Annotated in this window: 28 protein-coding genes and 1 pseudogene; 5 read left to right on the forward strand and 24 right to left on the reverse strand. The window is 33.7% G+C overall.

From position 1 onward, the window contains the following. Positions 1-128: 128 nt before the first annotated feature. The gene (locus B6C99_RS00890; RefSeq protein ID WP_086358094.1) at positions 129-461 is read right to left on the reverse strand and encodes a multidrug efflux SMR transporter; all 333 of its coding nucleotides are present in this window, start codon (positions 459-461) and stop codon (positions 129-131) included. 751 nt (positions 462-1212) lie between these two features. Continuing rightward, entirely contained in the window at positions 1213-1767 is a 555-nt protein-coding gene (locus B6C99_RS00895; RefSeq protein WP_086358095.1) for an AlpA family transcriptional regulator, read from the reverse strand. An 854-nt stretch (positions 1768-2621) separates the two neighbouring features. On the opposite strand from B6C99_RS00895, the gene B6C99_RS00900 reads away from it, so the two are divergent. Continuing rightward, positions 2622-2993 carry a hypothetical protein gene (locus tag B6C99_RS00900; RefSeq protein ID WP_086358096.1) on the forward strand — a complete coding sequence of 124 codons (372 nt, stop codon included), beginning with the start codon at positions 2622-2624 and terminating at the stop codon, positions 2991-2993. Positions 2994-3481: 488 nt separating this feature from the next. Here B6C99_RS00900 and B6C99_RS00905 read toward each other — a convergent pair whose 3' ends face one another. The 3 genes from B6C99_RS00905 to B6C99_RS00915 all read right to left on the reverse strand — a co-directional run bounded on the left by B6C99_RS00905 (position 3482) and on the right by B6C99_RS00915 (position 4525). Next, entirely contained in the window at positions 3482-3637 is a 156-nt protein-coding gene (locus B6C99_RS00905) for a primase-helicase zinc-binding domain-containing protein (protein ID WP_086358097.1), read from the reverse strand. A gap of 82 nt (positions 3638-3719) precedes the next feature. Next, positions 3720-4094: a hypothetical protein gene (locus B6C99_RS00910; protein WP_034884277.1), complete on the reverse strand. Its 375-nt coding sequence runs from the start codon at positions 4092-4094 to the stop codon at positions 3720-3722. A gap of 14 nt (positions 4095-4108) precedes the next feature. Beyond that, entirely contained in the window at positions 4109-4525 is a 417-nt protein-coding gene (locus B6C99_RS00915; protein WP_143413900.1) for a hypothetical protein, read from the reverse strand. A gap of 46 nt (positions 4526-4571) precedes the next feature. On the opposite strand from B6C99_RS00915, the gene B6C99_RS13250 reads away from it, so the two are divergent. After that, positions 4572-4745 (forward strand): hypothetical protein, encoded by a 174-nt coding sequence (locus B6C99_RS13250; protein WP_173795322.1) that lies wholly within the window; start codon positions 4572-4574, stop codon positions 4743-4745. Between the two features lie 192 nt (positions 4746-4937). Here the strand turns inward: B6C99_RS13250 and B6C99_RS00920 are convergent, their stop codons facing one another. From B6C99_RS00920 to B6C99_RS00965, 11 genes and pseudogenes are all read right to left on the reverse strand, one after another. After that, the gene (locus B6C99_RS00920) at positions 4938-5465 is read right to left on the reverse strand and encodes a BRO family protein (RefSeq protein WP_086358099.1); all 528 of its coding nucleotides are present in this window, start codon (positions 5463-5465) and stop codon (positions 4938-4940) included. Beyond that, positions 5452-5739, reverse strand: coding sequence for an AlpA family transcriptional regulator (locus B6C99_RS00925; protein ID WP_086358100.1), 288 nt, complete (start codon positions 5737-5739; stop codon positions 5452-5454). Before B6C99_RS00925 ends, B6C99_RS00920 begins: the two co-directional genes overlap by 14 nt. 10 nt (positions 5740-5749) lie before the next feature. After that, the gene (locus tag B6C99_RS00930) at positions 5750-5929 is read right to left on the reverse strand and encodes an AlpA family transcriptional regulator (RefSeq protein ID WP_086358101.1); all 180 of its coding nucleotides are present in this window, start codon (positions 5927-5929) and stop codon (positions 5750-5752) included. Positions 5930-6060: 131 nt separating this feature from the next. Beyond that, on the reverse strand, positions 6061-6189 hold the full coding sequence (locus B6C99_RS13555; RefSeq protein WP_256363500.1) for a hypothetical protein: 129 nt from the start codon (positions 6187-6189) through the stop codon (positions 6061-6063). Between the two features lie 145 nt (positions 6190-6334). Continuing rightward, positions 6335-6541 carry a hypothetical protein gene (locus B6C99_RS00935; RefSeq protein ID WP_086358102.1) on the reverse strand — a complete coding sequence of 69 codons (207 nt, stop codon included), beginning with the start codon at positions 6539-6541 and terminating at the stop codon, positions 6335-6337. Positions 6542-8190: 1649 nt separating this feature from the next. Beyond that, complete coding sequence (locus B6C99_RS00940; RefSeq protein WP_086358103.1) at positions 8191-8823, reverse strand: tail fiber assembly protein; 633 nt, start codon at positions 8821-8823, stop codon at positions 8191-8193. 365 nt (positions 8824-9188) lie between these two features. After that, positions 9189-10280: pseudogene (locus B6C99_RS13485) on the reverse strand (tail fiber protein); the annotation flags it as partial. Next, entirely contained in the window at positions 10280-10933 is a 654-nt protein-coding gene (locus tag B6C99_RS00950) for a DUF2612 domain-containing protein (protein ID WP_086358105.1), read from the reverse strand. The pseudogene B6C99_RS13485 and the gene B6C99_RS00950, both read right to left, overlap by 1 nt. Then, positions 10926-12044 carry a baseplate J/gp47 family protein gene (locus B6C99_RS00955; RefSeq protein WP_086358106.1) on the reverse strand — a complete coding sequence of 373 codons (1119 nt, stop codon included), beginning with the start codon at positions 12042-12044 and terminating at the stop codon, positions 10926-10928. Before B6C99_RS00955 ends, B6C99_RS00950 begins: the two co-directional genes overlap by 8 nt. Continuing rightward, the gene (locus B6C99_RS00960) at positions 12028-12390 is read right to left on the reverse strand and encodes a hypothetical protein (RefSeq protein WP_086358107.1); all 363 of its coding nucleotides are present in this window, start codon (positions 12388-12390) and stop codon (positions 12028-12030) included. The genes B6C99_RS00955 and B6C99_RS00960 overlap by 17 nt, the downstream gene beginning before the upstream one ends. Next, positions 12387-13019, reverse strand: coding sequence for a Gp138 family membrane-puncturing spike protein (locus B6C99_RS00965; RefSeq protein WP_086358108.1), 633 nt, complete (start codon positions 13017-13019; stop codon positions 12387-12389). The genes B6C99_RS00960 and B6C99_RS00965 overlap by 4 nt, the downstream gene beginning before the upstream one ends. 72 nt (positions 13020-13091) lie before the next feature. Between B6C99_RS00965 and B6C99_RS13610 the strand changes: the two genes are divergently transcribed. Further along, the gene (locus B6C99_RS13610) at positions 13092-13274 is read left to right on the forward strand and encodes a type II toxin-antitoxin system HicA family toxin (protein ID WP_086358109.1); all 183 of its coding nucleotides are present in this window, start codon (positions 13092-13094) and stop codon (positions 13272-13274) included. A gap of 22 nt (positions 13275-13296) precedes the next feature. Then, positions 13297-13734, forward strand: coding sequence for a type II toxin-antitoxin system HicB family antitoxin (locus B6C99_RS00975; protein WP_086358110.1), 438 nt, complete (start codon positions 13297-13299; stop codon positions 13732-13734). A gap of 167 nt (positions 13735-13901) precedes the next feature. Here the strand turns inward: B6C99_RS00975 and B6C99_RS00980 are convergent, their stop codons facing one another. Beyond that, a complete protein-coding gene (locus B6C99_RS00980) occupies positions 13902-14711 on the reverse strand; it encodes a phage antirepressor N-terminal domain-containing protein (RefSeq protein WP_086358111.1) in 810 nt (269 codons plus the stop codon). 280 nt (positions 14712-14991) lie between these two features. On the opposite strand from B6C99_RS00980, the gene B6C99_RS00985 reads away from it, so the two are divergent. Then, positions 14992-15564, forward strand: coding sequence for a hypothetical protein (locus B6C99_RS00985; RefSeq protein WP_086358112.1), 573 nt, complete (start codon positions 14992-14994; stop codon positions 15562-15564). 18 nt (positions 15565-15582) lie between these two features. On the opposite strand, the gene B6C99_RS00990 is transcribed toward B6C99_RS00985, so the two are convergent. From B6C99_RS00990 to B6C99_RS01020, 7 genes are all read right to left on the reverse strand, one after another. Further along, positions 15583-16287: a hypothetical protein gene (locus B6C99_RS00990; RefSeq protein WP_086358113.1), complete on the reverse strand. Its 705-nt coding sequence runs from the start codon at positions 16285-16287 to the stop codon at positions 15583-15585. A gap of 48 nt (positions 16288-16335) precedes the next feature. Next, entirely contained in the window at positions 16336-17160 is an 825-nt protein-coding gene (locus B6C99_RS00995) for a hypothetical protein (protein ID WP_086358114.1), read from the reverse strand. After that, positions 17129-17470 carry a hypothetical protein gene (locus tag B6C99_RS01000; protein ID WP_086358115.1) on the reverse strand — a complete coding sequence of 114 codons (342 nt, stop codon included), beginning with the start codon at positions 17468-17470 and terminating at the stop codon, positions 17129-17131. Before B6C99_RS01000 ends, B6C99_RS00995 begins: the two co-directional genes overlap by 32 nt. Before the next feature lies 1 nt (position 17471). After that, positions 17472-18200: a phage baseplate protein gene (locus tag B6C99_RS01005; RefSeq protein WP_086358116.1), complete on the reverse strand. Its 729-nt coding sequence runs from the start codon at positions 18198-18200 to the stop codon at positions 17472-17474. Beyond that, positions 18200-20101 (reverse strand): hypothetical protein, encoded by a 1902-nt coding sequence (locus tag B6C99_RS01010; protein ID WP_086358117.1) that lies wholly within the window; start codon positions 20099-20101, stop codon positions 18200-18202. The genes B6C99_RS01005 and B6C99_RS01010 overlap by 1 nt, the downstream gene beginning before the upstream one ends. 144 nt (positions 20102-20245) lie before the next feature. Continuing rightward, positions 20246-20662 carry a phage tail assembly chaperone gene (locus B6C99_RS01015; protein ID WP_086358118.1) on the reverse strand — a complete coding sequence of 139 codons (417 nt, stop codon included), beginning with the start codon at positions 20660-20662 and terminating at the stop codon, positions 20246-20248. Further along, the gene (locus tag B6C99_RS01020; protein WP_086358119.1) at positions 20662-21093 is read right to left on the reverse strand and encodes a phage protein; all 432 of its coding nucleotides are present in this window, start codon (positions 21091-21093) and stop codon (positions 20662-20664) included. The genes B6C99_RS01015 and B6C99_RS01020 overlap by 1 nt, the downstream gene beginning before the upstream one ends.

Consider the following 21093-nt stretch of genomic DNA (forward strand, 5'->3'; position numbering starts at 1 on the left):
TTTTTTGACACTAAGTAATAATATTCTTACTTTCTTTCTGACTTTAACCGGAGTTTATCTCCGGTTTTTTTATTTCTATAAACGCTAAAATAATTTATCTAAATAAAAGTTTAATCATTAATTGTTTATTAATGACCAGAAATATTAGAGAAAAGATTGATAATTACCACGCCAAATATAATAAACCCCATACCAATTAATGCGGCAAGATCTAATGATTGCTTTAAGAAGATCCAGGCGATTAAACTGATGATAATAATCCCTATTCCTGACCAAATTGCATAAGCTATGCCCACAGGTATAGTTTTCAAGGCTAGCGATAGAATATAGAAAGAGGCACTATAACCGATTATGGTGATAATCGAAAAAACCAAGTTGGTAAAACCATTAGATAGTTTTAATGAAGATGTTGCAATGACCTCACAGATAATTGCCCCCAAAAGTAGTAGATATGCGTTCATATGATTACTCTTTAATAAGTTAAAATTTTAATCAATAGGATATAGACTCGTTGTGGTACATTTTTATAGAGTATTGCGATATTAAAATGCGCTAAATAGATTATGATTTATGGAATATTACAACTGTTAATGGTGGTTTAGGTACCTACTAATAAATGATTAGCTTAAATGCCCATATATAAAATATAACCAACATCGGCTATTGCTGTTTATTATACCTAAAAATAAGGAACTTGCAGTCTCTTTTATTAATGTAGAGTGATTAACGTCAGCAAATTAGCTGATTTTTTAGACAGAAATTTTACTAAACTTGAATACTCTATTCATTTTAATGTTCATCTATTTCAATATCAGACAATATAAATTGCTAAAAAAGTAATAAAATCTTTCATATAGTGCTAGTGTAGTTATGGTTATAATTTATAACATTTCTTAAAAATCTTAATATTTCATTAATTAGAAAAACACTCCTCAAAGGTTAAGTCTATCAAGGGTGATGTAGTTATTTATAACACCGATGATATTGTAACTCGATCATTTATTACTAACGTTACGCCTTTAATAATTGGATATAGTAAAAATAGAACAATGAAAAAATCAACAAATGATTTATCAACAATAACTATAATGACAGATATCGTCTCATCAATTCCAATAGAAACTTTTAGTGATCAGATTAATTTTATAGCAATTGTTTTTTGCGGTAGCTAAAAATGATGTAGTAAGTTCAGTTTAAAATTCACTGGAACAGTTATAATGTTGTTATGCGCTTTAGCTTCGGCGAGTTGGAATTTATATCCTTTTTTTCTTTTTTTGATAATTCAACACCAATTTCATGCTGAATAGAGACTTTTTCACTATGAGAAAAATATGGTTGAAATCTATCAGAAAAAAATAAATCAACACCATCAATTGAAATACATGGTATAACAGTATCAGTATTGATTAAAAAAATATTCTCTCCATCTGATTTAACTTTTGCATGTATTTTATTCAAGGCTTGTTGTTTATTAATCAATGTATCTGTCTTAGAATTTACTGAAACAATTTGATTATGGTTTATGATAAAATTATCTGTCTTTCCGTCATAATAACAGTTGAATGTTGGTCTTTTACTTAACCAACCCTGAATCTCTTGACAGATAAAAAGTATTTCGTCTTTACCTAGTTGGATAGGTTTAGGGAATAAAAGAGTTTCATCTTTTATCCAGCTATCTAGAGTAGTTCTATCACAACCTAACGCTTCAGCAAGTACATAAATGCTAATAGTATTTGATGATTCAATATAGCTCGATAATGTTTTCATAAAAATACCGCTGACAAAAATACAATTAATTTACTATATACGCTATATTATTATAAAATGGAAATATTACTATATTTATTCAACATAAATCACCGCCTTACCATAAACTCAACTCTTTCGCTGAAATATTTTGCATTATAATAAATAGCCCGACCAGTCATTCTAAACCTAGACAAAGATATTTCAATAAGATCAGGATGAGCATTTAAACTCTCATTTTATAACAGTGCAGCAGCAAGTCGAAAACTTTAAGATAATATTGTGATAATAATTTGGTTTTATAGCTGCTTCTTCTATGCTTTGTATTGGTTGTTTGGTTAGTTATTTGGCTGCTTAATTTTATCTTTCAACTATTTTCTATTTAGCTAAAATAGCTGTTATTAGACCGAATAGCTCTAATTTTTAATATTTCTTAAATTGGAGAAGGCAATGGCTTATCTTGGAATATCTACATTTGCATCCAACAAAATTAACAGATACCTGCTTATGCAATGCTATCGTGATTAACGAACCTAAACAGCATTCCCCATTACAACAACTATTTAAAATAAACGGCAATAAAAGATTATTGTTAACGATATTGATTGATGCTTTATAAAATAGCTTATTTTTTGTAAAAATTATTAGGGAATCTATAGCATGTTCCGCTATTTAAAAAATATAGTGACCTAAAAGTAGGCTTTTGCAAAATTTAACTTGATTTTGATAGTGGCGAATTGCATCAATCTTATACTGGCTAAACAGATTCATGGCGTTAATCAAAAATATAGATACAACATGACTAAATACTATTACAATAGCCTTTTATTTAAAAAAATTTCTCCACCTTAATTATGGAGTTACCGAATTAAAAGATGGAACAAGAAGCACGATTTTTTGCTACAACAATAAACTGTTATACCGAAAATGACGTCTTGATTATTGGTATCGGTAACCATCCGACATCCCCCGACCGTTATTTAATTATTTCGCGTTTTGATGATGGTGAAATTGATGATTCAATAGCTATACAAACCAACAAATCAACCATGGAAGTCGCAAATGCAATCAACTATCTGTTACTCGAAAAAAATGCCCTAACCGTAGAAATAAAGGCGGATAAACAACATCTAGTCGGCGAACAAAAACTGATCGCTGAATTTGCTGATCAAGATATCGCCTTATTAGAAGAATATATTAAAAATATTTTTCTCGATAGTTCTGTTAATATCTCAATCGAGATCTAATATGGCATGTAATCTTTAATTAAAATAATCAGTTATGCAAATCAGAATATAAAACTTTATATTATCCTAGATGAAAACATAGCGACAGATGACATTTCGACAAGCTTTAGCTAACATACGCTGGCTATCATCTGCCCAGAATCATTGGATTATAATCAGAATATTTCCACTACGATAAAATCTATTACTTACTATCAAGTGCCACTGCAACAGATTATTAAGCATGCAGTTATTGTTTATATTACATCTATTAAGATGGTGTTGAGGTGTAACGCAACATATCATTAATTAAAAATGTACTAAACACCTGATGAGCTAGATGATAATGAACATGGTAAAACAATTAAATTATAAACACTTTCTGTGATTAAGTTTGTAGGTTGAAACGGTATTTGTTTAATAGAGAGCTTCATTGGCGAAATAAATTCAAAAACTAGAATAACCAGTTCTTTAGTTAAATTTAGTGGTGACTTGTAGCAAAAATTCAGTTAAACAAAAATAATGATAATAATTTTGATAAGTTCTAAACCGTCACCGCTACCACATAGATTGCAGGAATAAGTACCGTAACCACTTTTATTATCAAACCAGAATCTATCTTTACCACCAAAGATAGGGCTAGGGTAATGTTTACCATTACCCACCTCAATACCTAATTAACTAAAGATTGATTCCCATTTGCCTATCGCTTCGGCTGTAATTTCGTTTATTTTCATTACTGTCCCCTTAATGGACTGTCGCGTTAGATTCAGCTTTGATATCTTCGGCTAAATCAATAAACAATGATGAAAGCAATTCTTGCCCGAATAGAGTTAATGAAATAGGTTTATCTGCGCTTTCTGTGTACATGTCTTTTAACATTCCATAAGTGCGATTTAATCCCTCACTTTCACCAAAATCCTCAATTAAACATTGCTTAAGATTGATATTTAAACCTAAGACTATTAAATCTTTATTAATATCAATCTTGATACCCTCATGAATAAATACCTGACTATCATTTTTGTTAATCTGCTCAATTAAAAACAAACCTGCTACTATCGCCATAGTTGAATCAACGATGATATGGTGAATTGCGGTTATTTTTTGATTATTATTCATTATCGTTAACTTCCTTAATCATTAAGTTTATCGTCGAGTAAATTAATTTGATTGGAAGCAAAGCAAGCAACATTTTTTAATTGTGCTAACAAGTAACCAATGTCGCGTGTATCGTCTTTAAATTGTTGTTCCTCATATTCTTCACATTCAGAAGCCCAAAACAACAAATTACCAATAGCACCGATTCCCCATATAATTGATTGTCTAAGTTCCTCTAAGTGTGCTTTTGCGTGTAATAAGTTTTGTGGTTGAATATCAGCCTGATATAAATTCAAGACAGATAAAAGGTTAGTTAGGTCATATTGCCCATTTTTAGGGCATAGGGTATCATTACTATTAGCCATAATCATTACCTCTTTTAATGTTATTGTGGTTAGATCCCTCGATAGTGTTCCACCACTTCGAGGGATTGATTTTTTGGTCGTTACCATTATAATGGTCGTTACCATGTAATTATAATAATATAGGGTAAGTACCATGTCAACACCAAAAGAAAAAAGATCACCACAATACCAAATGCGGTTAACTGAAGAATTCAGGCAACAGCTAGAAGAAGAAGCTGCAAAAGATGGCGATACAAATTTAGCAACTTGGATAAAGAGGGTTTTAAGAAAAGAATTGCAATCAAGAGGAATCACTCCAAAAGCATAACTAAAATTCGTTCAAACGCTTCCAAATCTACCCATGTTTTTAACCCTGCGTTATTATAAGAACGTGCTTTAAACGCGTTACGCTTTGGCACGAGTTCAATGCTTTTGATTAGTTCTGTTGACATTGATATACCTTAATTAATTGATTTTAGTGATTGAATATATGGGCAACTGTGGCAAGTTGCCTTTTTTATTAAATCAATTCTGGTTGATATTTTTTCCATAGTGCTTGCTCTTCTGCTATCAAATTAGCTTTCCATTTTTTACAAGCTTCTAAATTGCGTCCTCTTCTGCTTGATTCAACAAGATATTCTTTTTCACGTTTAGCATAATCATTTAAGAAAGACCAAGGCACACCATAAGCACCCGTTTTACGAATTGCTGGAATAACTTCACCAAATACCCAATTACTAAATCTATAGGCAAATGTTCCTTGCTGAGTCGCCTTTCTACTTCGTGAAATGAGTTTATAAAATCCTGATTCTGAAACTATGGCATAAATTGGATTACCGCTATTTTCGTAACTTAAAGTTACAGTATTCCGTTCATGCTCATTTAATGACATTAATGCTTTTCTTGAGTTTGTAATTTCCAATGCTTTTGCAATATCAATAGCTATAAACCAAGGTTCACCCAAATAAGTGATAATTCGTACTTTGATGCCATCAAATTTTATGATGCTTAATTCATCTTGTTTAACTATTATCTTAGTAGCTTCCATTGGCAAATCCTCGGCGTTTAGTAGGTTGATTAATTTTTTCAACTACTGGCGGATTATCGATCCAGTGAAGTAATTCCACTAATGACCAACCGCATGAGTTAGCACCTAATGATTTTCTTAATGGATATTTACCGTCTTTCTCAAGTTGCCATGCTGTTGAACGGGCGATACTAGTAATTTTGTATCTCTCATTTTCACGAACAAGGCGATCATATTGGATACCATATTTATCCCTAATGACTTTGTGTTGTTCAGGTGTGATTGAATATGACATTGAAAGCCTCCTACTGTACTCGGTTGCTTTCTAAGTAGGTTTTAACCTCAGCCATATCGTAAACGACGCGACGTTTACCTACTTTTAAACCTTTTGGGAAGTTTGGATCATAGCGTAATGTGTTTTTAGCACAGCCTAAAATTAACGCCAGTTCGTCAAGAAAATAGTATTTTGGAGTGTTTAATTGCATTGTTTACCTCAATAAGTTTGTTTGTGTTTAACTAAAGAGGTAATTATTGAGATTTTTATCGGAAATGCTCCGCACGCGGAATCATAGTTTGGCTTGCGGAACAAATTTTATTGATTTAGTTAGCTAACTTTTTATTTACCTTTAGGTTTACTAGGTTTTACGTCTGGTCTATTTCCTGGTGTATCCTTGTTATCTCGTTGACGTTGATCTGGTTTACCTGTTGATGGAACAATTCGTTTTGGACCTGGTTTAAGAGCCATATAGTTCTCCTTAAAGTTTAAGAGGAAAAATCCTCTACATAAATATATATTATGCTAGACAAGTTATCAAGAAAGGGGGGCAATTTTCAATAATTCACTCATTATTGAGACTCAGCCTTAGTAAAATAGAATGCTATATCATGATTTATATTTTTTGTTTAACATTGACCACATTGATTCTAGGCGTCTTTTTACTCATACCTTTTAATGTATTATCTAATTCTTGATTAATTGTCTCTTGCTTCCATTGACGAGCTTTAGAGCATAAAAGTTCTTTTAATAAAAAAAGAATATTTTGAAAATTTTCAATAGTAAAACTATCATCTTGTATTTGTTGGGTGAATATATCCAATTCTTCTTTAGTTATAACGACATCATTTATAGAAAATTCAAATTGAACAGGTAAGAGAACACGAGGTAAAACCTTCTCAAAATTATTTGGAAAACTATCATTTTCTATTCTATTGTTTGAGGCATTAGAAAAATATTAGTTTTTACTGTTTGTCCATTTTTTAACTTATCAATATCACCATAAGATATTCTTAAATAACTACTGATAAATTCCAATAATAAGTCAATTCTTTGAAAATTTTCATTTTCCATTTTAATGAATCTAATATTGTAGATATCAATTTCACTATAGTTAGTAAAGTTATTGCTATTTCTTTATTGAGTTTATCTTTTATCCATTCAGCTATTTAATTCGTTGAATCAAAATCATATTCTTCAGTAACAAAAGAACAACCCAATTACTTCTTGCTTACCTAAATCAATTTGATGCGATACAGGATAAAAAAGCCCAATTTCACCGATTAAAGCATAATGAAGCTAGTCATCTAGATCAATATGTTCTTTATCTGGAATATAGGAATTAATTTTCTTAACTGCTTTATCTAATGAATAATGTTGTCTTTCTGGTAATGCCATTGTTCCCCTAAACAATCACTTATGAAATGATTACGCCAGTCCGTTAGCGTTACGGATATTCGGGGATCAGCCTAAGCGTAATCTTTTCATTATACCATTACCGTATAAAAAGCTATTATTCGAATAACCACATTTTTGGATTTAGCCTGCCAAAGGAAAGGATCTCATTGGGAAATCAGCACGGATTTGAAATCCGACCTAATGACATGTTTTAATGTTATATATGTTATTACTTTCTTTTAATAACACTTAAAAAATATATATAAATCAATTATATTATGTTATTAGTGTTGTTAGTGCTATTAAAATATATATAAAGTGTTTATTAAATAATAGGTAATAAAAAACCAGTCTAATTGACTGGATTAAATATGTGATTATGGCAAAACTTATCATTAACGGTTTTCAAAGCATTACTCTCTAATAAAGACTCATTCCCTTGGCTTGGCTGACTTGATTTGAGTATCATTTAGAGGTTTTATAATCTTGGCCATGTTATACGAATTTAAGTTATATTTGAGCGTATAACATAATATATAACATAAAAGTTTGAATTTCGCTAAATCTACTTGAACTTAGTTAAACAGTAAATTAGCTAAAAAGCTTGTTAGATAAAGGTTTTTTGAACGTTATTGAATTTTGATGAATTAAGGGATGGTGGGTTGTGAGGGGATCGAACCCGCGACCAATTGATTAAGAGTGACACGCTCAGCTTAATAACTAAAAAATAAATCATTAAAAATCAATACTAAAAGAGGTTAGCCACCCTTATTGCTGTATATTTGTTCACTATTTTTTACAGATTTTTACAGATTTTACGGCACAAATATGTCACACACCCTACTTTATGCCTCGATCAATCTTTCAAAATTTCACATCAATAATTAACATCCAAATATTTTAGTTTATGATACATAAAAACTAACTATTTTAATCTCATGATAACAATCAAATACACTATACCGATTTATGTACGAATGACGCCCGATGATTACGATTTAGAACTATCGGGCGAATGCTACATAATCAACAGTCACGACGATCATAACTACGTGTTCTATCAAAATGATAAAACTATGTATGATATCGCTGATTTTGTGATGTTGTCTGATGCTGTGGATAATTGATATTTGGTGCTTGATTAACATCAATACGATTTAGTAATGCACGATATTTTTTTAGCGCTGTAAATAGCTCTTTTTCTTCATCTGTCGCTATATCTGTATCAATTGCATCTTGTAGATATTCAATTTGTGAACTAGCTTCGCTTAATAACTGTTTTTTCTGTGATGTTGCTACATCGATATCATGTTGATGCTGTTTTTCAGTATCTAATACCCATTTCTCACCATCCCAGCTATCAAATTGACTGGTTGGTTTTGATGTTGTATAGCCATCAGGGATTTCACCCACTTCTTGCATGGTCGTTTCTGCACCCGTTTCGGTTGAGTAAATCATTGTACCACGCAAATCTTTAGGGTAAGTCCATTGTTGGCCATTGTGAATAATGGCTTGATTATCTTTAACGCTTTTTGGTGCGTCTAAATAAGCATTAGCTGGCAAACCAACACCTACTGGTAAATATTGATAGGTTGCTTGTAAAAATTCACCTTTAGCATCAACATTATAAACAACTGCCCAACCTGCCGAAATTGTTAAACCATTATTATCTAATACTGCCGTTTCTGGTTGTAATTGATATTTCATTATTTTCTCCTTTATTCTGCTTTAACGATATACATAAATGCGAGGTTACGAGGTCGGTTTTCATTAGCTGTTGCTACAACTCGTGATGCGTCGAATGTGACACCACCAACACTGCCAACGTCTATATGCGCAGGCGAATGATCAGCGTGTTTTTCAAAATATCTAAATGCGCCAGTGGCTATTGGAGATGCCCCGAATGACTCGGAAATCGGCGATATTTCACCATAGATATTGCGAATAGCATCATCTTGATAACTGAGAATCGACCTATTGGGATCAAGACCTCGACCATTATCTTTACCTCGAATAAAAACGCCTCGCAAATCTGGTAATGATCCTGACGGATATGCGGCGGCTAGTTTCGGAAATTGATTTTTATCGAACCACGATCCATTACACTCAAGCCATCCTGACGGTGGTTTATTAGTCGGCCATGGCAGGGGAACACCGACAGGGATATAATTATTAACGTTTGCTGTTGTGATTGACTCATAAAATTGTTGTTTACCTTCTGGTGTTGCACAGCGATAGTAAATTCGTGGGATTTTACTATAAACAACCGCCAATTTTTCAACGTACCAATTTTTTGACCACGCAGGGTAGGCAGTTAGGCTTGAAGAGTCACTCCGATTTTTATATTCTGTTAGCTCTGGAAATGATGTTGTTCTAGTTGCATAACATCCGCCCAACAATGTCTCATCTGGATTATCTAGTTGTGCACCAGTTAATGAGCCTATTCCATAGTCACCAGTTTTCAATACTGATTTATTGTTAATTTTAACATCGTCAATACTTGGAAAATTCCACGAATTTGTTGTCGAGTTATATACTAATTTACTCAGCCATTGTTTTTTTTCTGCATCATAGAACATGCAAGAGTAATTATCGCCGAGCGTTCTCAATACTATTAGATTTTCACTATCAGTATATCTGTGTTTTATTCCGAGTTCTGACAGAATTAGTTGCCCAGTCATTGTGTCGCCTGATTTTTTTACCGCTTCGTTTGCCAAATCATATGCTTTTTTGACGGCTAATGACGTTGATGCCTCTGTTTCTGATGAGCTATTTGTAGCCGAGCTTAATTTAACTACCCCTTTTTTCTCCGTACTGGCGTCAGGTATTTCAGCCTGTGTTTTTTTCCATTTAGTTGTATTTGTCGATGGCTTAGCATTGTCATTTTCAACTATAGCAGTATATAAAACGCCGTTATATTTGATAATGGCATTAACTGGGTATTTGACATATTCACACCACTCAGGTATACCCTGTTGCAACAAATAAAGCATATTTTTATCAACACGATTAAATGCACCATTCATCCACTCCATTGGAGGTTTGGATGCTGTTTGATCTATTGTGACACCCCAACCTCTACTAACATCTGGAAATTTAACGCATTCGCCATTTTTTGCTGAATCAGCAAATATTAAATAATCTGGTTTTTCTTGAATTTTCATTAATTAATTCCTATTTCCTGTAGTCGAACAAATCTACCGATATTGAATCCATAACTACCGTTATCGTGAGCAAATCCAAACGGTTTATCATTTACTAATACTGTGTATTCATACATAACACCAATCGGTCTAACCAAAATATCCATTTTGGTTATTGCATATAGCGTTAATGAATTTAGTTTGTCGCTGTTAACGATAATATTCATTGTCATGTTTTGAGTATCGATAACATTACTATGATTACCAACAACAAATTGAATTGATTTAACAATGTTTTCTATCGTTCCCGTTTGATAATTTTTGGTTATTTTTGCTCTAATAAAAAAACGGTAGTCGTTATCATTTAAAACAACTGATGCTGATAATGCATCGCCATACCTATAAAATTCACCAATACCAAAGGATAAAGCACTGTCATCTTCGAGCCAGCCAAAATACTCTTTTGCAATTGCTGTAGGTAAAACCCGTGATACACCTACATGACGCCCGACTAAATCAAGCGCATAACCTGTGGCTGTATCAATATTTAAAATGTCGGCAATTTGGATGGTGTTTTGAAATGTTAAATCAGTCTCTTTGTAGATAGCCCTGATAGTTCCGAGCGATTTAGGTTTAGTGCGATACTGCCAAATAATAAAATTTTCTCTATTCAATCAACACCTCCACATTGTTTACCTGTGCGTATTCACGATATCCAATTTCAGCAATATTTGAGCCATTTACAGTGAGTGATTTAATGTAGAAGCCATCTACTAAATTGATGTTAGATATGATGCGTGATGCATAAACATTTTCGCCGATATCGAAATCCAATTTTTTTAAATTTTCCTTGATTTGCTCTGTGTTGATGTCATCAAAAGATTTATAACGCCCTATTATCATTGAAACATTTACGTTAATTTTTGTAGGCCTGTCAAAATAGACTTTTCGTAATAATCCGTCCTGTGCGTGTGTTGTTTCCATTTGGCCAAATAAACCGCATCCCCCTATTTTCTTTTTAGTGATAACTTCCGCTATTTTTTCATCATCACCACCTAGAATTACAGCATTTAATGAGTGGGCAGGTACACCTTTTTCATCAGTGTTATTAGTGAAATTTTCATAGACAGTACATTTCCTAACGCCAGTTATATTTAGTAATGCTGATTGCATACCTTGCCGATCATCATAGTTATTAATCGAATGAGACAGCATAAAACGTTTTAATAGCTGTTCGTCGGTTTCCTCATCAGCCCCACCATAGCTGTGAGTATTTGCAATCACTCTATCGATACCAATAATAACAGTACTGGGCGTAAATTCTTCTAGCGCATTAACTGTGTAGTCACCAAGTTCTAATGATCTAAATTTAGTTCGAGCACTACCTAGATCGTTTAACGTTATCGGCTCGGTCGTTACCCATTTATTTTTGTTTTTATCAATATAAATAGAGTTGATTGGTACGGTTGTTTTTGGTGAACCAGTAAAAATAACATCATCGATATATGAATATGATGCAGTTATTCGTGTTATTCCTGCATACATAGCTCGCTGTTCTAACCACTGTCCAGCGGCTTGATATGGATCTAACATTTGCACGATAAATGATACAGCCTGATGTACATTAGCTAATTCCTGCGAAAACAGACCTAATAACTGTCCATCTGGCGTATCACTGTCAAGGTTAATATCCTCACCGTAAATAGATTTAAATGCATTCACTAGTCGATCTTGAATAGTATACAGATCATCTATCTCGATCCCCTTTTCACTTATCTTTAACATTGATTGACGCCTCGTTAGAATTATTAAATTTGTCTGTATAGGTGATTTGAATTAGAAATTGGCGATTTTCTGAATCGAGTAAAATATCAAATTCATCAATATTTAAAACGCCCTCAACCTTAAAAATCTCCGTTCTAACATCAATTTCTAATTGTTTCGTATTTGGGTTTTTAGTGAGATAATCAAACCACGCTATACCATCGTCACGATTCAAAAACCAGTCTCGTTTTAGTGCTAATAATTTGGTTTTCACGCACTGTGCTATAGCGTCAGATCCGTTTAGGTAATTTGCAAAACCTCGCCCGAACGTCCAATCATGACTACTATCTAATTCTCTAACAATCATTCTGGTGCTCCTGTTGTGCTGCTTCCACTTTGTACATCTGTATGAACATGCGTATTCAAATCAACACCTCTGTTAGTTTTAACATCCTCAGCCATAATTGTTCCTGTGCTATTTGTATTCCCTCCTGACTGATTAAAATTTCCTTCCTGTTCAATGTTGCCTTTTATATAGATTGTTCCCTCCGTTAATCTGATATACGTAGATCCGTCATCAGTTTGCATTGATGCACCGTCATTATAAAAATCAGGTATTTTATTCGGCACGCTATTACAGCCGACGATAAAAAAACCGTCACTAAGATCATTAATTCTGTTATCAAGAGGTTTTGATTGGCTACCGCTGGCATACCAGCCATCGATACATCGACTTGAAAAAACAACTAATCCCTCGTCGCCTGCTTTGATTGGAACTGTAATACAAAATCCTCCAGCATGGGGGAATTGTGCAGGTACATCAACTAATGGGGGGATCGTGATTTCCTGACCGTTGGCGTTGACTCGGTTGATCATCACTTGGCAACTGACCGTGTGCCCATTAAAACTAAGCACTTTTGCAGGTAGTGCGGTATAAACATTTGATTGCGCCCGTTTAATTTGGCTTTCGATAGCGTTATATAGTGAATCTGTCATAAATTACCTAATTAAAAATGTTGACTCGTGTGTATATGTGTGTATAATTGTATTCAGGTTAGGAGGTAATACATGAAATCAACTGACCTGATAAAGAAACTTACTAATGCAGGGTGTGTTCTGAAACGAGTTAAAGGTAGTCATCATATGTTTTACTCACCAATAACTAACAAAACGTTTCCAGTTCCTCACCCGAAATCGGAACTACCGATCGGCACAGTAAGATCAATAAAAAAATCGGCGGGGCTTCTATAGCCCGCCACCTTTTGGAGGTATTATGTTTTTCACTCTCGGTATTGAAACGCCTACTGACGGCAATACCGCTTATGGTATTGTTGTGCCAGCTCTATGTAATGATAAATATGATTGCTACTCAGCCGCTGATAAAGAAAGTGATATACCAGCGATGGCAACAGAAGCTATTCTGTTAACTATTCAAGATATGATTGAATCAGGTGATTATGATATTAAAGACATTCATAATGATCACGTTTCATATAAAAGTAATGATGAATATGCACACTGTGACACATGGGTTATTATTGATGTCGATTTATCAACTTTTACAGGAAAACAAAAACGAATAAATATCACACTTCCTGATATCCTGATCGATCGGATTGATAATGCAGTTAAAGCGCCAAATTCGTTTTATAAGGATCGCAGTAACTTTTTAGCTGAGGCGGCTATTAACGAATTGTCATTACATAAATAGCGTTAAATAAAAACCGCCACTAGGACTGTTTGTGTGAATTTACAGTTAATCCCTGTATACACAGGGAACACTCTTATTATAACCTATTGTTTTATAATTGAAATAATTAGTTGAAAATTTCTACCACCTTTTTTATGGCAAATATATTTAAAAAAGGCGGTGGTTTATTACCATTTAACTTTACTCAGTTTTGAATTAGAAACGTCCAATTCACTACGAACAAAATTCAACGATAAACCCACATTAATTTGAATTTTATTCAGTGCTGTTGAAAAATTGTAATGCAGATGTGGACAGTTTTTTTCTAAAAACATGGCTAACGTATCATTATACAAATCAAATACTCGGTAATAATATTCCTGTATTGTTGCTAGATAATTATATTGTCGTTTCAAATTATCTAAATTAACAGCTCTGAAATCTCTACTATGCACACCGCCTAGCCACTGGATAGCTTCATCAAATTTAGACGCTGGCAAATCTTGATAGCGAGGGATTTTGAATTGCTCATAGAATTTAGTATAGATGGCTTGGTGATGTTCACCTGTTCTATATGAACGCTCATTGACCGCTTGCTTGATGGCTTGTTGTTGTTCTATTGAAATAGTATTAGGATACTGGCTTGCAACTTTTGGCATGAAATGATTATAGAGAACGTCAAAACACTCTAACTGGTATTGTTCTAATTTTTGCTTGATTTCTAGTTTTACACGATTAGTATCGATTCCAAATAGCCAACCGTTAATCATTGAAATGGGAAGACAAGCAAGCTTTTGTATGCCTCCCTTAGTGGGTGTCGCTATCATGACGACACCTTTATTTAAAACATTGTGGCGATTGATTCTGTTAAGTTGGGCATGCCAATCTAAACCTATATTTTCACACACAGGTTTCATGGCAATATATGGTTTGTTTTCGTGATTGAGTACGATTAAAGATTGATTGTGAAACTGAATTGTTTCTAATTGTGTGTTCATTTCTACATCCTTTGAGTTTTATTGTTAGACCCATTTTGAGTGGGCGATCAGGAGCTCAAAACTGCTCAAAGTCAGCGGACGTATTTCTCTTTCGAGTATTTTATTAGTCTCACTCCCGATCATAAAATCTGGATATAAAAATACCGCATAAACTATCGGGCGCGGTTTCCGCTTTGAGTTAGTGTTTTGAGCACCTGAATACAAATTTAACTTAAAATATGTTTACAGTCAAGTCAGTTATGCTATAGTCAAAAAACGATCAATTATAATTAATACTTTTATGAAGTTTTTAAAAAAATTATTTGGATTAAACAAGGAAAAATCAACAACGACTACCAAAAAGCCAAGTGTTCCAGTAACGCAATCAACTAGCTTAGAAGAAATGCTTACGCTCGAAATATCTCGTTGCGCTCAAATAAAAGAAGATTGCAAACCAACTTTAATTAAAGAATTTAATTTATTATCTTCTCCAAATTTTGGTGATGAGTTTTTAACTCTTGAAGAAAAGAAATCATTAAACCTTAATTCAAGAATGAAGATTCATAAAAAAATTATTAGCGTTTTAACTGATGATGCGCTTGATAATGAAAGCAATCCAAAAAATATAATTCTAAATTTAGTATATTCAGCTAGAAATAAAGTTAGCTTGAATGAAGAATTAGAAAAAATAAAAGAGTTAAAAATAAAGAACATCAAAGTTTTAAACGTGGGTGATGCTAGAGACTGTGATTGGTGTATTTCTATGGATAAAAAAACTATATCTGCAGACACCGATTACGTAGCATTAATTAATCAAAATTGCACTTGTGATTATTATAGAGGTCGTCTTCTTGCTGATATCAAGATTGAATAAAGCCCTTTCGGGCTTTTTTTATGATTTTGGCATTGTAAAGTTTTTTACCTCGTCTGTCGCTTTGCTTTCAGCTAAAGCCAAAATTTTATCAAAATCTGACTTGCTTTTTGATAATTCAGATGCGGTTTTATATTTATCTAGTGTACCAGGATTTTTAATGTCGAACTCCCAAAGCCCTAAATAAAACGCTTCAAAACCACTATCAGGCTTATCATCCTTGTCTAATTTATTTATACCTTCCATCGTTTTTTCAAGAAATTTTTGAAAATAACTATCAGTAGTTACACAATTTTTTAATGTTGGAAACATAACATTATTTTTCGTGCCAACGCAGATCATATCAATTTTACTACCTTTATTGATATTCATCGCATCGTCTTTGTTTTTTAGTTCAAGAGACACATATTCAAATTGATTTTTACCATTAGCTACAATATAAGGATCGCCTGATAAATCAGTTTTTACGCCCGAAGCAACTGTTTTAATGTTCACTAGTTGCTTATCGTATGCTTTTTCATATTTATACTGATTGTTACTGTATTCACTAATTAATTGTGATGCATTAACGGATGGTATATATTCACTTAATATTGCACCGCCTCCTTTCTTAAAAACTGATATATCATCTTTAATCAAGAGTTCAATAAGCCTTTTTGCATTATCATTTGCATATGCATTAAAACCGATCAACGTTAACAGAGAGATAGCAATTATTTTTTTCATGTGTTATTCCCTTTCATCAGATAAATGAAAAACAAAATAACAAATTAATCATACTTTTTCAAACTTTCCGCCCGTGCAAACTAATTTACTGTGCCAGTTAGTGCCGTACAAATCGCCATTATGTTCAATCGATTTAACTTTATAATCGCCGTTATACTCGGTGAGTTTTGATTCAACACGAACAAGCGAACCGATTCTATAATGCGGATTGCATAGTGTTGTAATTTCTAACCCGTCATTAGTTTTTTTAGGGCTTCCTATCATTCCTGTGTTTCTAGAAATAACCCAACCCTCGTTATTAGAAAGGGCTTTATTTTTGGGGATAACAACTAGGTGATCATCTTGTATAGACCAGTCCGCATTATTGTTAATAGCGATTTTATGCATTGCTTCACGTGTGTCACACATGAGTACTTTACCACGTGGTAAAGCTCTATCATTTGGCAAATTAATAGCTCCTTTTTGAACACCAAAACTGCTTACCGCTTCGTTTAAAAAGTCGCTGTCTTTTTGCCCTTTTTGCATTGTTTTAATAATAGTTTTTTCGGTATAAGCTCGGTGACCATCACCACAACGCATTGTGGTGATGATATCTTGCCCTGTCAGTTTATTTTCAACCGTCAGAATGTCACCGCAGAATATCAACCGTAAAACATCTTCTTTATAGCAAACCGATAACTCTAAAAAATGATACTGTTTGCTAGTAATAAGATTGCGGTTTGAATCGTTGAGATTATAGACCGATATTTCGCCCGTATTTGGCTCTGATGTTAGCGTTTTTTTAATTGAAAAAGCCACTCTGAGATTATTAATAACAATGCTTTCTTTGCGATTACCGATTTTAAGTTCTAATACCCTGCCGAATTGCTTCACGATACTCACCTTTAGTCATTATTAATAATTGCATACGATTATTAAGATCATCTTTAGATATAGCATTAATTCCAAGCCTTGACTTGTCATCTAAAACTAATACAAACGGCAAATTAAACTCAATTAATGATGGGCTACCGACAGATAGTCCTTTATTTTTTGTGATATAACAGCCTTCATCAATATTAAATAAATCAAATTGATAGCCACGTAATACTGCATTGTAACGCAACGTTAATTTTAGATTCATATCGTATAGTGAGAATGATTGTTCTAACACGTCATCTGATGTTGTTTGTATAATGTGCATTTTATGTTCTCCTCCCAGTAAATATTCCCTTTCCAGTTCTCAAAACTGATTTATCCACCTCTTTCGGTTGAGTTTTTCCCAAATTTCTAACTTTCGGCTTAGACATTTTAAAGCCGTTAGCGATTTGCGTTTCAACAATGAATATCTCACGAAATGTTATGATAAACTCACCTACTGTATTTTGTTTTTGAGTAAGCCCGACTGACGTTATCACCATATTTTTATATTGCCGTGAATTTGTCTGTAACGTAACTGGCTCACCACTACGTTGTATTGCTAACAGTTTTTCATATGCATCACTAATGCGGTCTGATGATAGATTATTGAGTAATGGTGATTGATAATCGGGGAGAAAATCAGCAACAACATTATTAACAATTTTTTCAGCCGTTTTAAGGTGTGATGCATAACGATTAATTAAGTTCTCAGCTTGAGCAGTAACAACTTTCACCTCCATTGGTAAGGGATATTCAGACAGATTAAAACCTAGAACATTATCAAATGAAAATGTGTTAGTTTCATAGCCAACCACTAATCCGTTAACAGTAACTTCTTTAGGATCTAACACTGCATGATCTGCAATATTAGCGCCGTTCTCTATCGGATTTTCTGTTACTCGTAATTTTGAAGTATGTTGCTCAACAGTGTTAATATCAAGACTAAACGTGCCAGCCTCGGAGATGATCAAACCTGTGTTTGATGCTGATTTATTTAATATAGATTGGAACATTAGTTAGATCCTAGTGCAGTTGTTGAATTGTCGGCTATTTTTTGGATTTCTCCTGAAGCCAACGCATTTAAATTAGCTAAACCTTCTTGTGGTGTTGTCACGTTCATTGTGTTATTGATTGTGACAGCATTATTATTGTTGATATTTTTATTTGAATTATTTGGATTTGTCACACCAGCACTAGCCGATAGTGCAGGATTAATTTTTATTTGATTTTCGCGTTTAACTAAAACTGTTTTGTCGTCATCATCAAATAAACCAGTCCACGACAAAGCGCCTTTAACCTTTGCGCCAACTGTATCAATAAAGCCCAAAAATTTATCTTTTATCCATTTGATTGCGTCATTGAACGGTTTGGTGATGGATTTATATATATCAGTGAATTTTTTCCCAATTTTATTTGTTGTATCGCCAGCATCATCGATCCAGCCTGTAAACAGATTTTTAACAAAATCCCATGCGGTTTTGAATGGTGATGTTATGTAACTCCATATACCGCTAAAAACTTTACCTATACTATTTGTTGTCGAAGTTGAATCATCGATCCAGCCAGTAAATAAGTTTTTAACGTAGTTCCAAGCTGCTCTGAATGGTGATGTAACAAAATCCCATATTGACCATAACGTATCACCGATTTTGTCTGTTACTGATGTTGTATCATCCTCCCAGATATCAAATAAATCATTTACAAACTTCCATGCAGCTCTGAATGGCCACGTTATAAAATTCCAAATCCCTTTAAATATTGCACCAATACCATTAACTACATCACCAGCATCAATACCCAACCAATCCATGATGGCGCATATTGCTTTATAAGCCATGCGGAATGGAAATGTAATCACATCAAAAATAAAACCAAAAATTTTACCAATTCTATTGACCGTTTTTTTTGCGTCTTTTTCTGACATTCCAAAAAACATCAAAATATTTTTAAACAAATTAGCTAATGCTGATTTGATTTTTGAAAAAAGAGATTTGATGCCATTTATTAATGACGTAAACAGTCGATTTGATAATGATTTAACTTTTTCACTATCACCGCCCCATAAAGCCTTAATCAGCTCCCAGACATCTTTGACAAATTGCCACGCTGCTTTGGCTCCGTCAATGAATGGTTGCCAATACTCACCAAAAAGACTGTTACCGCCATTCATGTAGACCATTAGGTCATCAATCAGCAACATTAATCCAGTTAAGAGCATGATGATTTTACCTAGTGGACTAAATAAAAAGCCGCGATTGAGAATTGCCCAAGCTACACCAAAGGCGATAATTGCATTTTTCCAACCTATCGTCCCTCGAATAATCTTATCCAGGAATTTAACAAAATTAACAACCACCTGAATAGCCAAACCAACGGCTTTAATAATTTTAGTGATTCCGTTAGCAACCAGTTCTTTATTGATTGTTAACCAGTTACGAAATCCGCCGATTAGATTAGTCAGCGCAGGAGCCAAATTTAAAGCGATTTTTGTCTTAATGCTATCAAGAGCGAGACCCGTTTTATCCATTTCCCGCTTGTATTGATTAGCTTGTTGTAGTTCTTTTTGAGAGACTTTAAACAATGTACCTTTTTTAGCTGCTAACTCTTTAGCTTTATCAATAGCGCTATTAAATGCACCAATTAATTTTTTACCATAAAGAACCGCTGCCGCCGCTAGTGAAACAAGGATAAGTTTTAACGAAAATAATTTAGATTTTGTTTTGTTAGCGGCGTTCCCTGCTTCTTTTGTCGATTTGTTGGTTTCTTTGATAGCTCGGTTTACATCACTTTGCATTTTATTTGTTGCATTTGATAGCTGATTAGCGCCTGTTTGCAGGGTGTTAACCACCTTAGCAATCTCGCCAGCTTTTGATGCGTCAACGCCAATTTTAATTAAAAATTCTTCCAATAACATATCACGCCTCGTTTTGCCGTTTTTCAGCTAATTTCATTTCAGCTATCACGTTATGCATATCAATAACATCATCAAGAGAATAAACCGTCCTGAGTTCGTGGAGCGTTGCATATTTATTTACGATAACACCCCATACAAACCAATCTACATCGCTCTCTGTGCTATCTCCTCCAAGTTGGCTGTATTTAGCTTGGACGCAATCCCACTTGGTAAAAAACCCAAAAAATGAAATTTTAAGCCTTCAACAATAACTTGGTAGTAATGGCTTCGATGAGTGTTAAAAAAGTCACTAACTTCCTGAGGTTTTTGGAATAGAACGGTTTTACCATTTTCATCAATAGCGGTGACATAATTGAGAATGAATTTTTCTATTTCCTCAAACTGTTCAGTGCCGATATTCGATGCTAGTTGACCAAAATCAAAACCTGTATTATTTCCGTCTAAAGAAAAACAGCCTTTTAGTAAGGCTGTTAATTTTTTTAGGTATTTGTTGGCTTTGAAAAAATCCGCTTGTCGAAATGTGTAGGTTATATCATCTAAGATAAAATCTGTATTTTGCATTATAAACCGCCTTTAATATTAAACTCTGCTTTAGTTGCCTTAAATGTCCACGTCACACCGTTGTGAGCTGTTCCACGTGCGTGCGTAGGAGGAGTAGTAAACCAACAACCAGTTAATAAAAACTCATCGCCATTCCGCAAATCTTTGTATGTGATTAATTTACCTGTTGCGGTTGTTGGGTTATTAATTTGAGAATTACGTGATTGATTTAGTTTTTCGTTAGTTTCTGAGTGTTGCAATGTTTTGATGGTTATCGTTGCACCTCGATTGCACGAATGAACAAAAACGCCTTTTCCGTTAATACCGTATGTGATATCGCCGTCATCACCCACAGGCGCAATACTGATAGAATCCTGCGCATTCTCATATCCTGTAATTTCGTAGCCGTCAATTGTGAGTACGGCATCTTCCATTGAAAATGATTTAGACAT

The organism is Gilliamella sp. N-G2, assembly GCF_002142215.1.
Taxonomy (GTDB): Bacteria; Pseudomonadota; Gammaproteobacteria; order Enterobacterales; family Orbaceae; genus Gilliamella.

Coding starts and splice junctions, on each gene's coding strand:
- B6C99_RS00900 (WP_086358096.1), top strand. CDS start 2,622: ATGGAACAAGAAGCACGATTTTTTGCTACAACAATAAACTGTTATACC.
- B6C99_RS00930 (WP_086358101.1), bottom strand. CDS start 5,929: ATGCAATTAAACACTCCAAAATACTATTTTCTTGACGAACTGGCGTTA.
- B6C99_RS01015 (WP_086358118.1), bottom strand. CDS start 20,662: ATGCAAAATACAGATTTTATCTTAGATGATATAACCTACACATTTCGA.
- B6C99_RS00910 (WP_034884277.1), bottom strand. CDS start 4,094: ATGAATAATAATCAAAAAATAACCGCAATTCACCATATCATCGTTGAT.
- B6C99_RS00915 (WP_143413900.1), bottom strand. CDS start 4,525: ATGGTAACGACCAAAAAATCAATCCCTCGAAGTGGTGGAACACTATCG.
- B6C99_RS13250 (WP_173795322.1), top strand. CDS start 4,572: ATGTCAACACCAAAAGAAAAAAGATCACCACAATACCAAATGCGGTTA.
- B6C99_RS01020 (WP_086358119.1), bottom strand. CDS start 21,093: ATGTCTAAATCATTTTCAATGGAAGATGCCGTACTCACAATTGACGGC.
- B6C99_RS01000 (WP_086358115.1), bottom strand. CDS start 17,470: ATGCACATTATACAAACAACATCAGATGACGTGTTAGAACAATCATTC.
- B6C99_RS00925 (WP_086358100.1), bottom strand. CDS start 5,739: ATGTCATATTCAATCACACCTGAACAACACAAAGTCATTAGGGATAAA.
- B6C99_RS00980 (WP_086358111.1), bottom strand. CDS start 14,711: ATGAACACACAATTAGAAACAATTCAGTTTCACAATCAATCTTTAATC.
- B6C99_RS00895 (WP_086358095.1), bottom strand. CDS start 1,767: ATGAAAACATTATCGAGCTATATTGAATCATCAAATACTATTAGCATT.
- B6C99_RS00965 (WP_086358108.1), bottom strand. CDS start 13,019: ATGACAGATTCACTATATAACGCTATCGAAAGCCAAATTAAACGGGCG.
- B6C99_RS00985 (WP_086358112.1), top strand. CDS start 14,992: ATGAAGTTTTTAAAAAAATTATTTGGATTAAACAAGGAAAAATCAACA.
- B6C99_RS00975 (WP_086358110.1), top strand. CDS start 13,297: ATGTTTTTCACTCTCGGTATTGAAACGCCTACTGACGGCAATACCGCT.
- B6C99_RS00890 (WP_086358094.1), bottom strand. CDS start 461: ATGAACGCATATCTACTACTTTTGGGGGCAATTATCTGTGAGGTCATT.
- B6C99_RS01005 (WP_086358116.1), bottom strand. CDS start 18,200: ATGTTCCAATCTATATTAAATAAATCAGCATCAAACACAGGTTTGATC.
- B6C99_RS00955 (WP_086358106.1), bottom strand. CDS start 12,044: ATGTTAAAGATAAGTGAAAAGGGGATCGAGATAGATGATCTGTATACT.
- B6C99_RS00940 (WP_086358103.1), bottom strand. CDS start 8,823: ATGAAATATCAATTACAACCAGAAACGGCAGTATTAGATAATAATGGT.
- B6C99_RS00990 (WP_086358113.1), bottom strand. CDS start 16,287: ATGAAAAAAATAATTGCTATCTCTCTGTTAACGTTGATCGGTTTTAAT.
- B6C99_RS13555 (WP_256363500.1), bottom strand. CDS start 6,189: ATGGCTCTTAAACCAGGTCCAAAACGAATTGTTCCATCAACAGGTAAA.
- B6C99_RS00960 (WP_086358107.1), bottom strand. CDS start 12,390: ATGATTGTTAGAGAATTAGATAGTAGTCATGATTGGACGTTCGGGCGA.
- B6C99_RS13610 (WP_086358109.1), top strand. CDS start 13,092: ATGAAATCAACTGACCTGATAAAGAAACTTACTAATGCAGGGTGTGTT.
- B6C99_RS01010 (WP_086358117.1), bottom strand. CDS start 20,101: ATGTTATTGGAAGAATTTTTAATTAAAATTGGCGTTGACGCATCAAAA.
- B6C99_RS00920 (WP_086358099.1), bottom strand. CDS start 5,465: ATGGAAGCTACTAAGATAATAGTTAAACAAGATGAATTAAGCATCATA.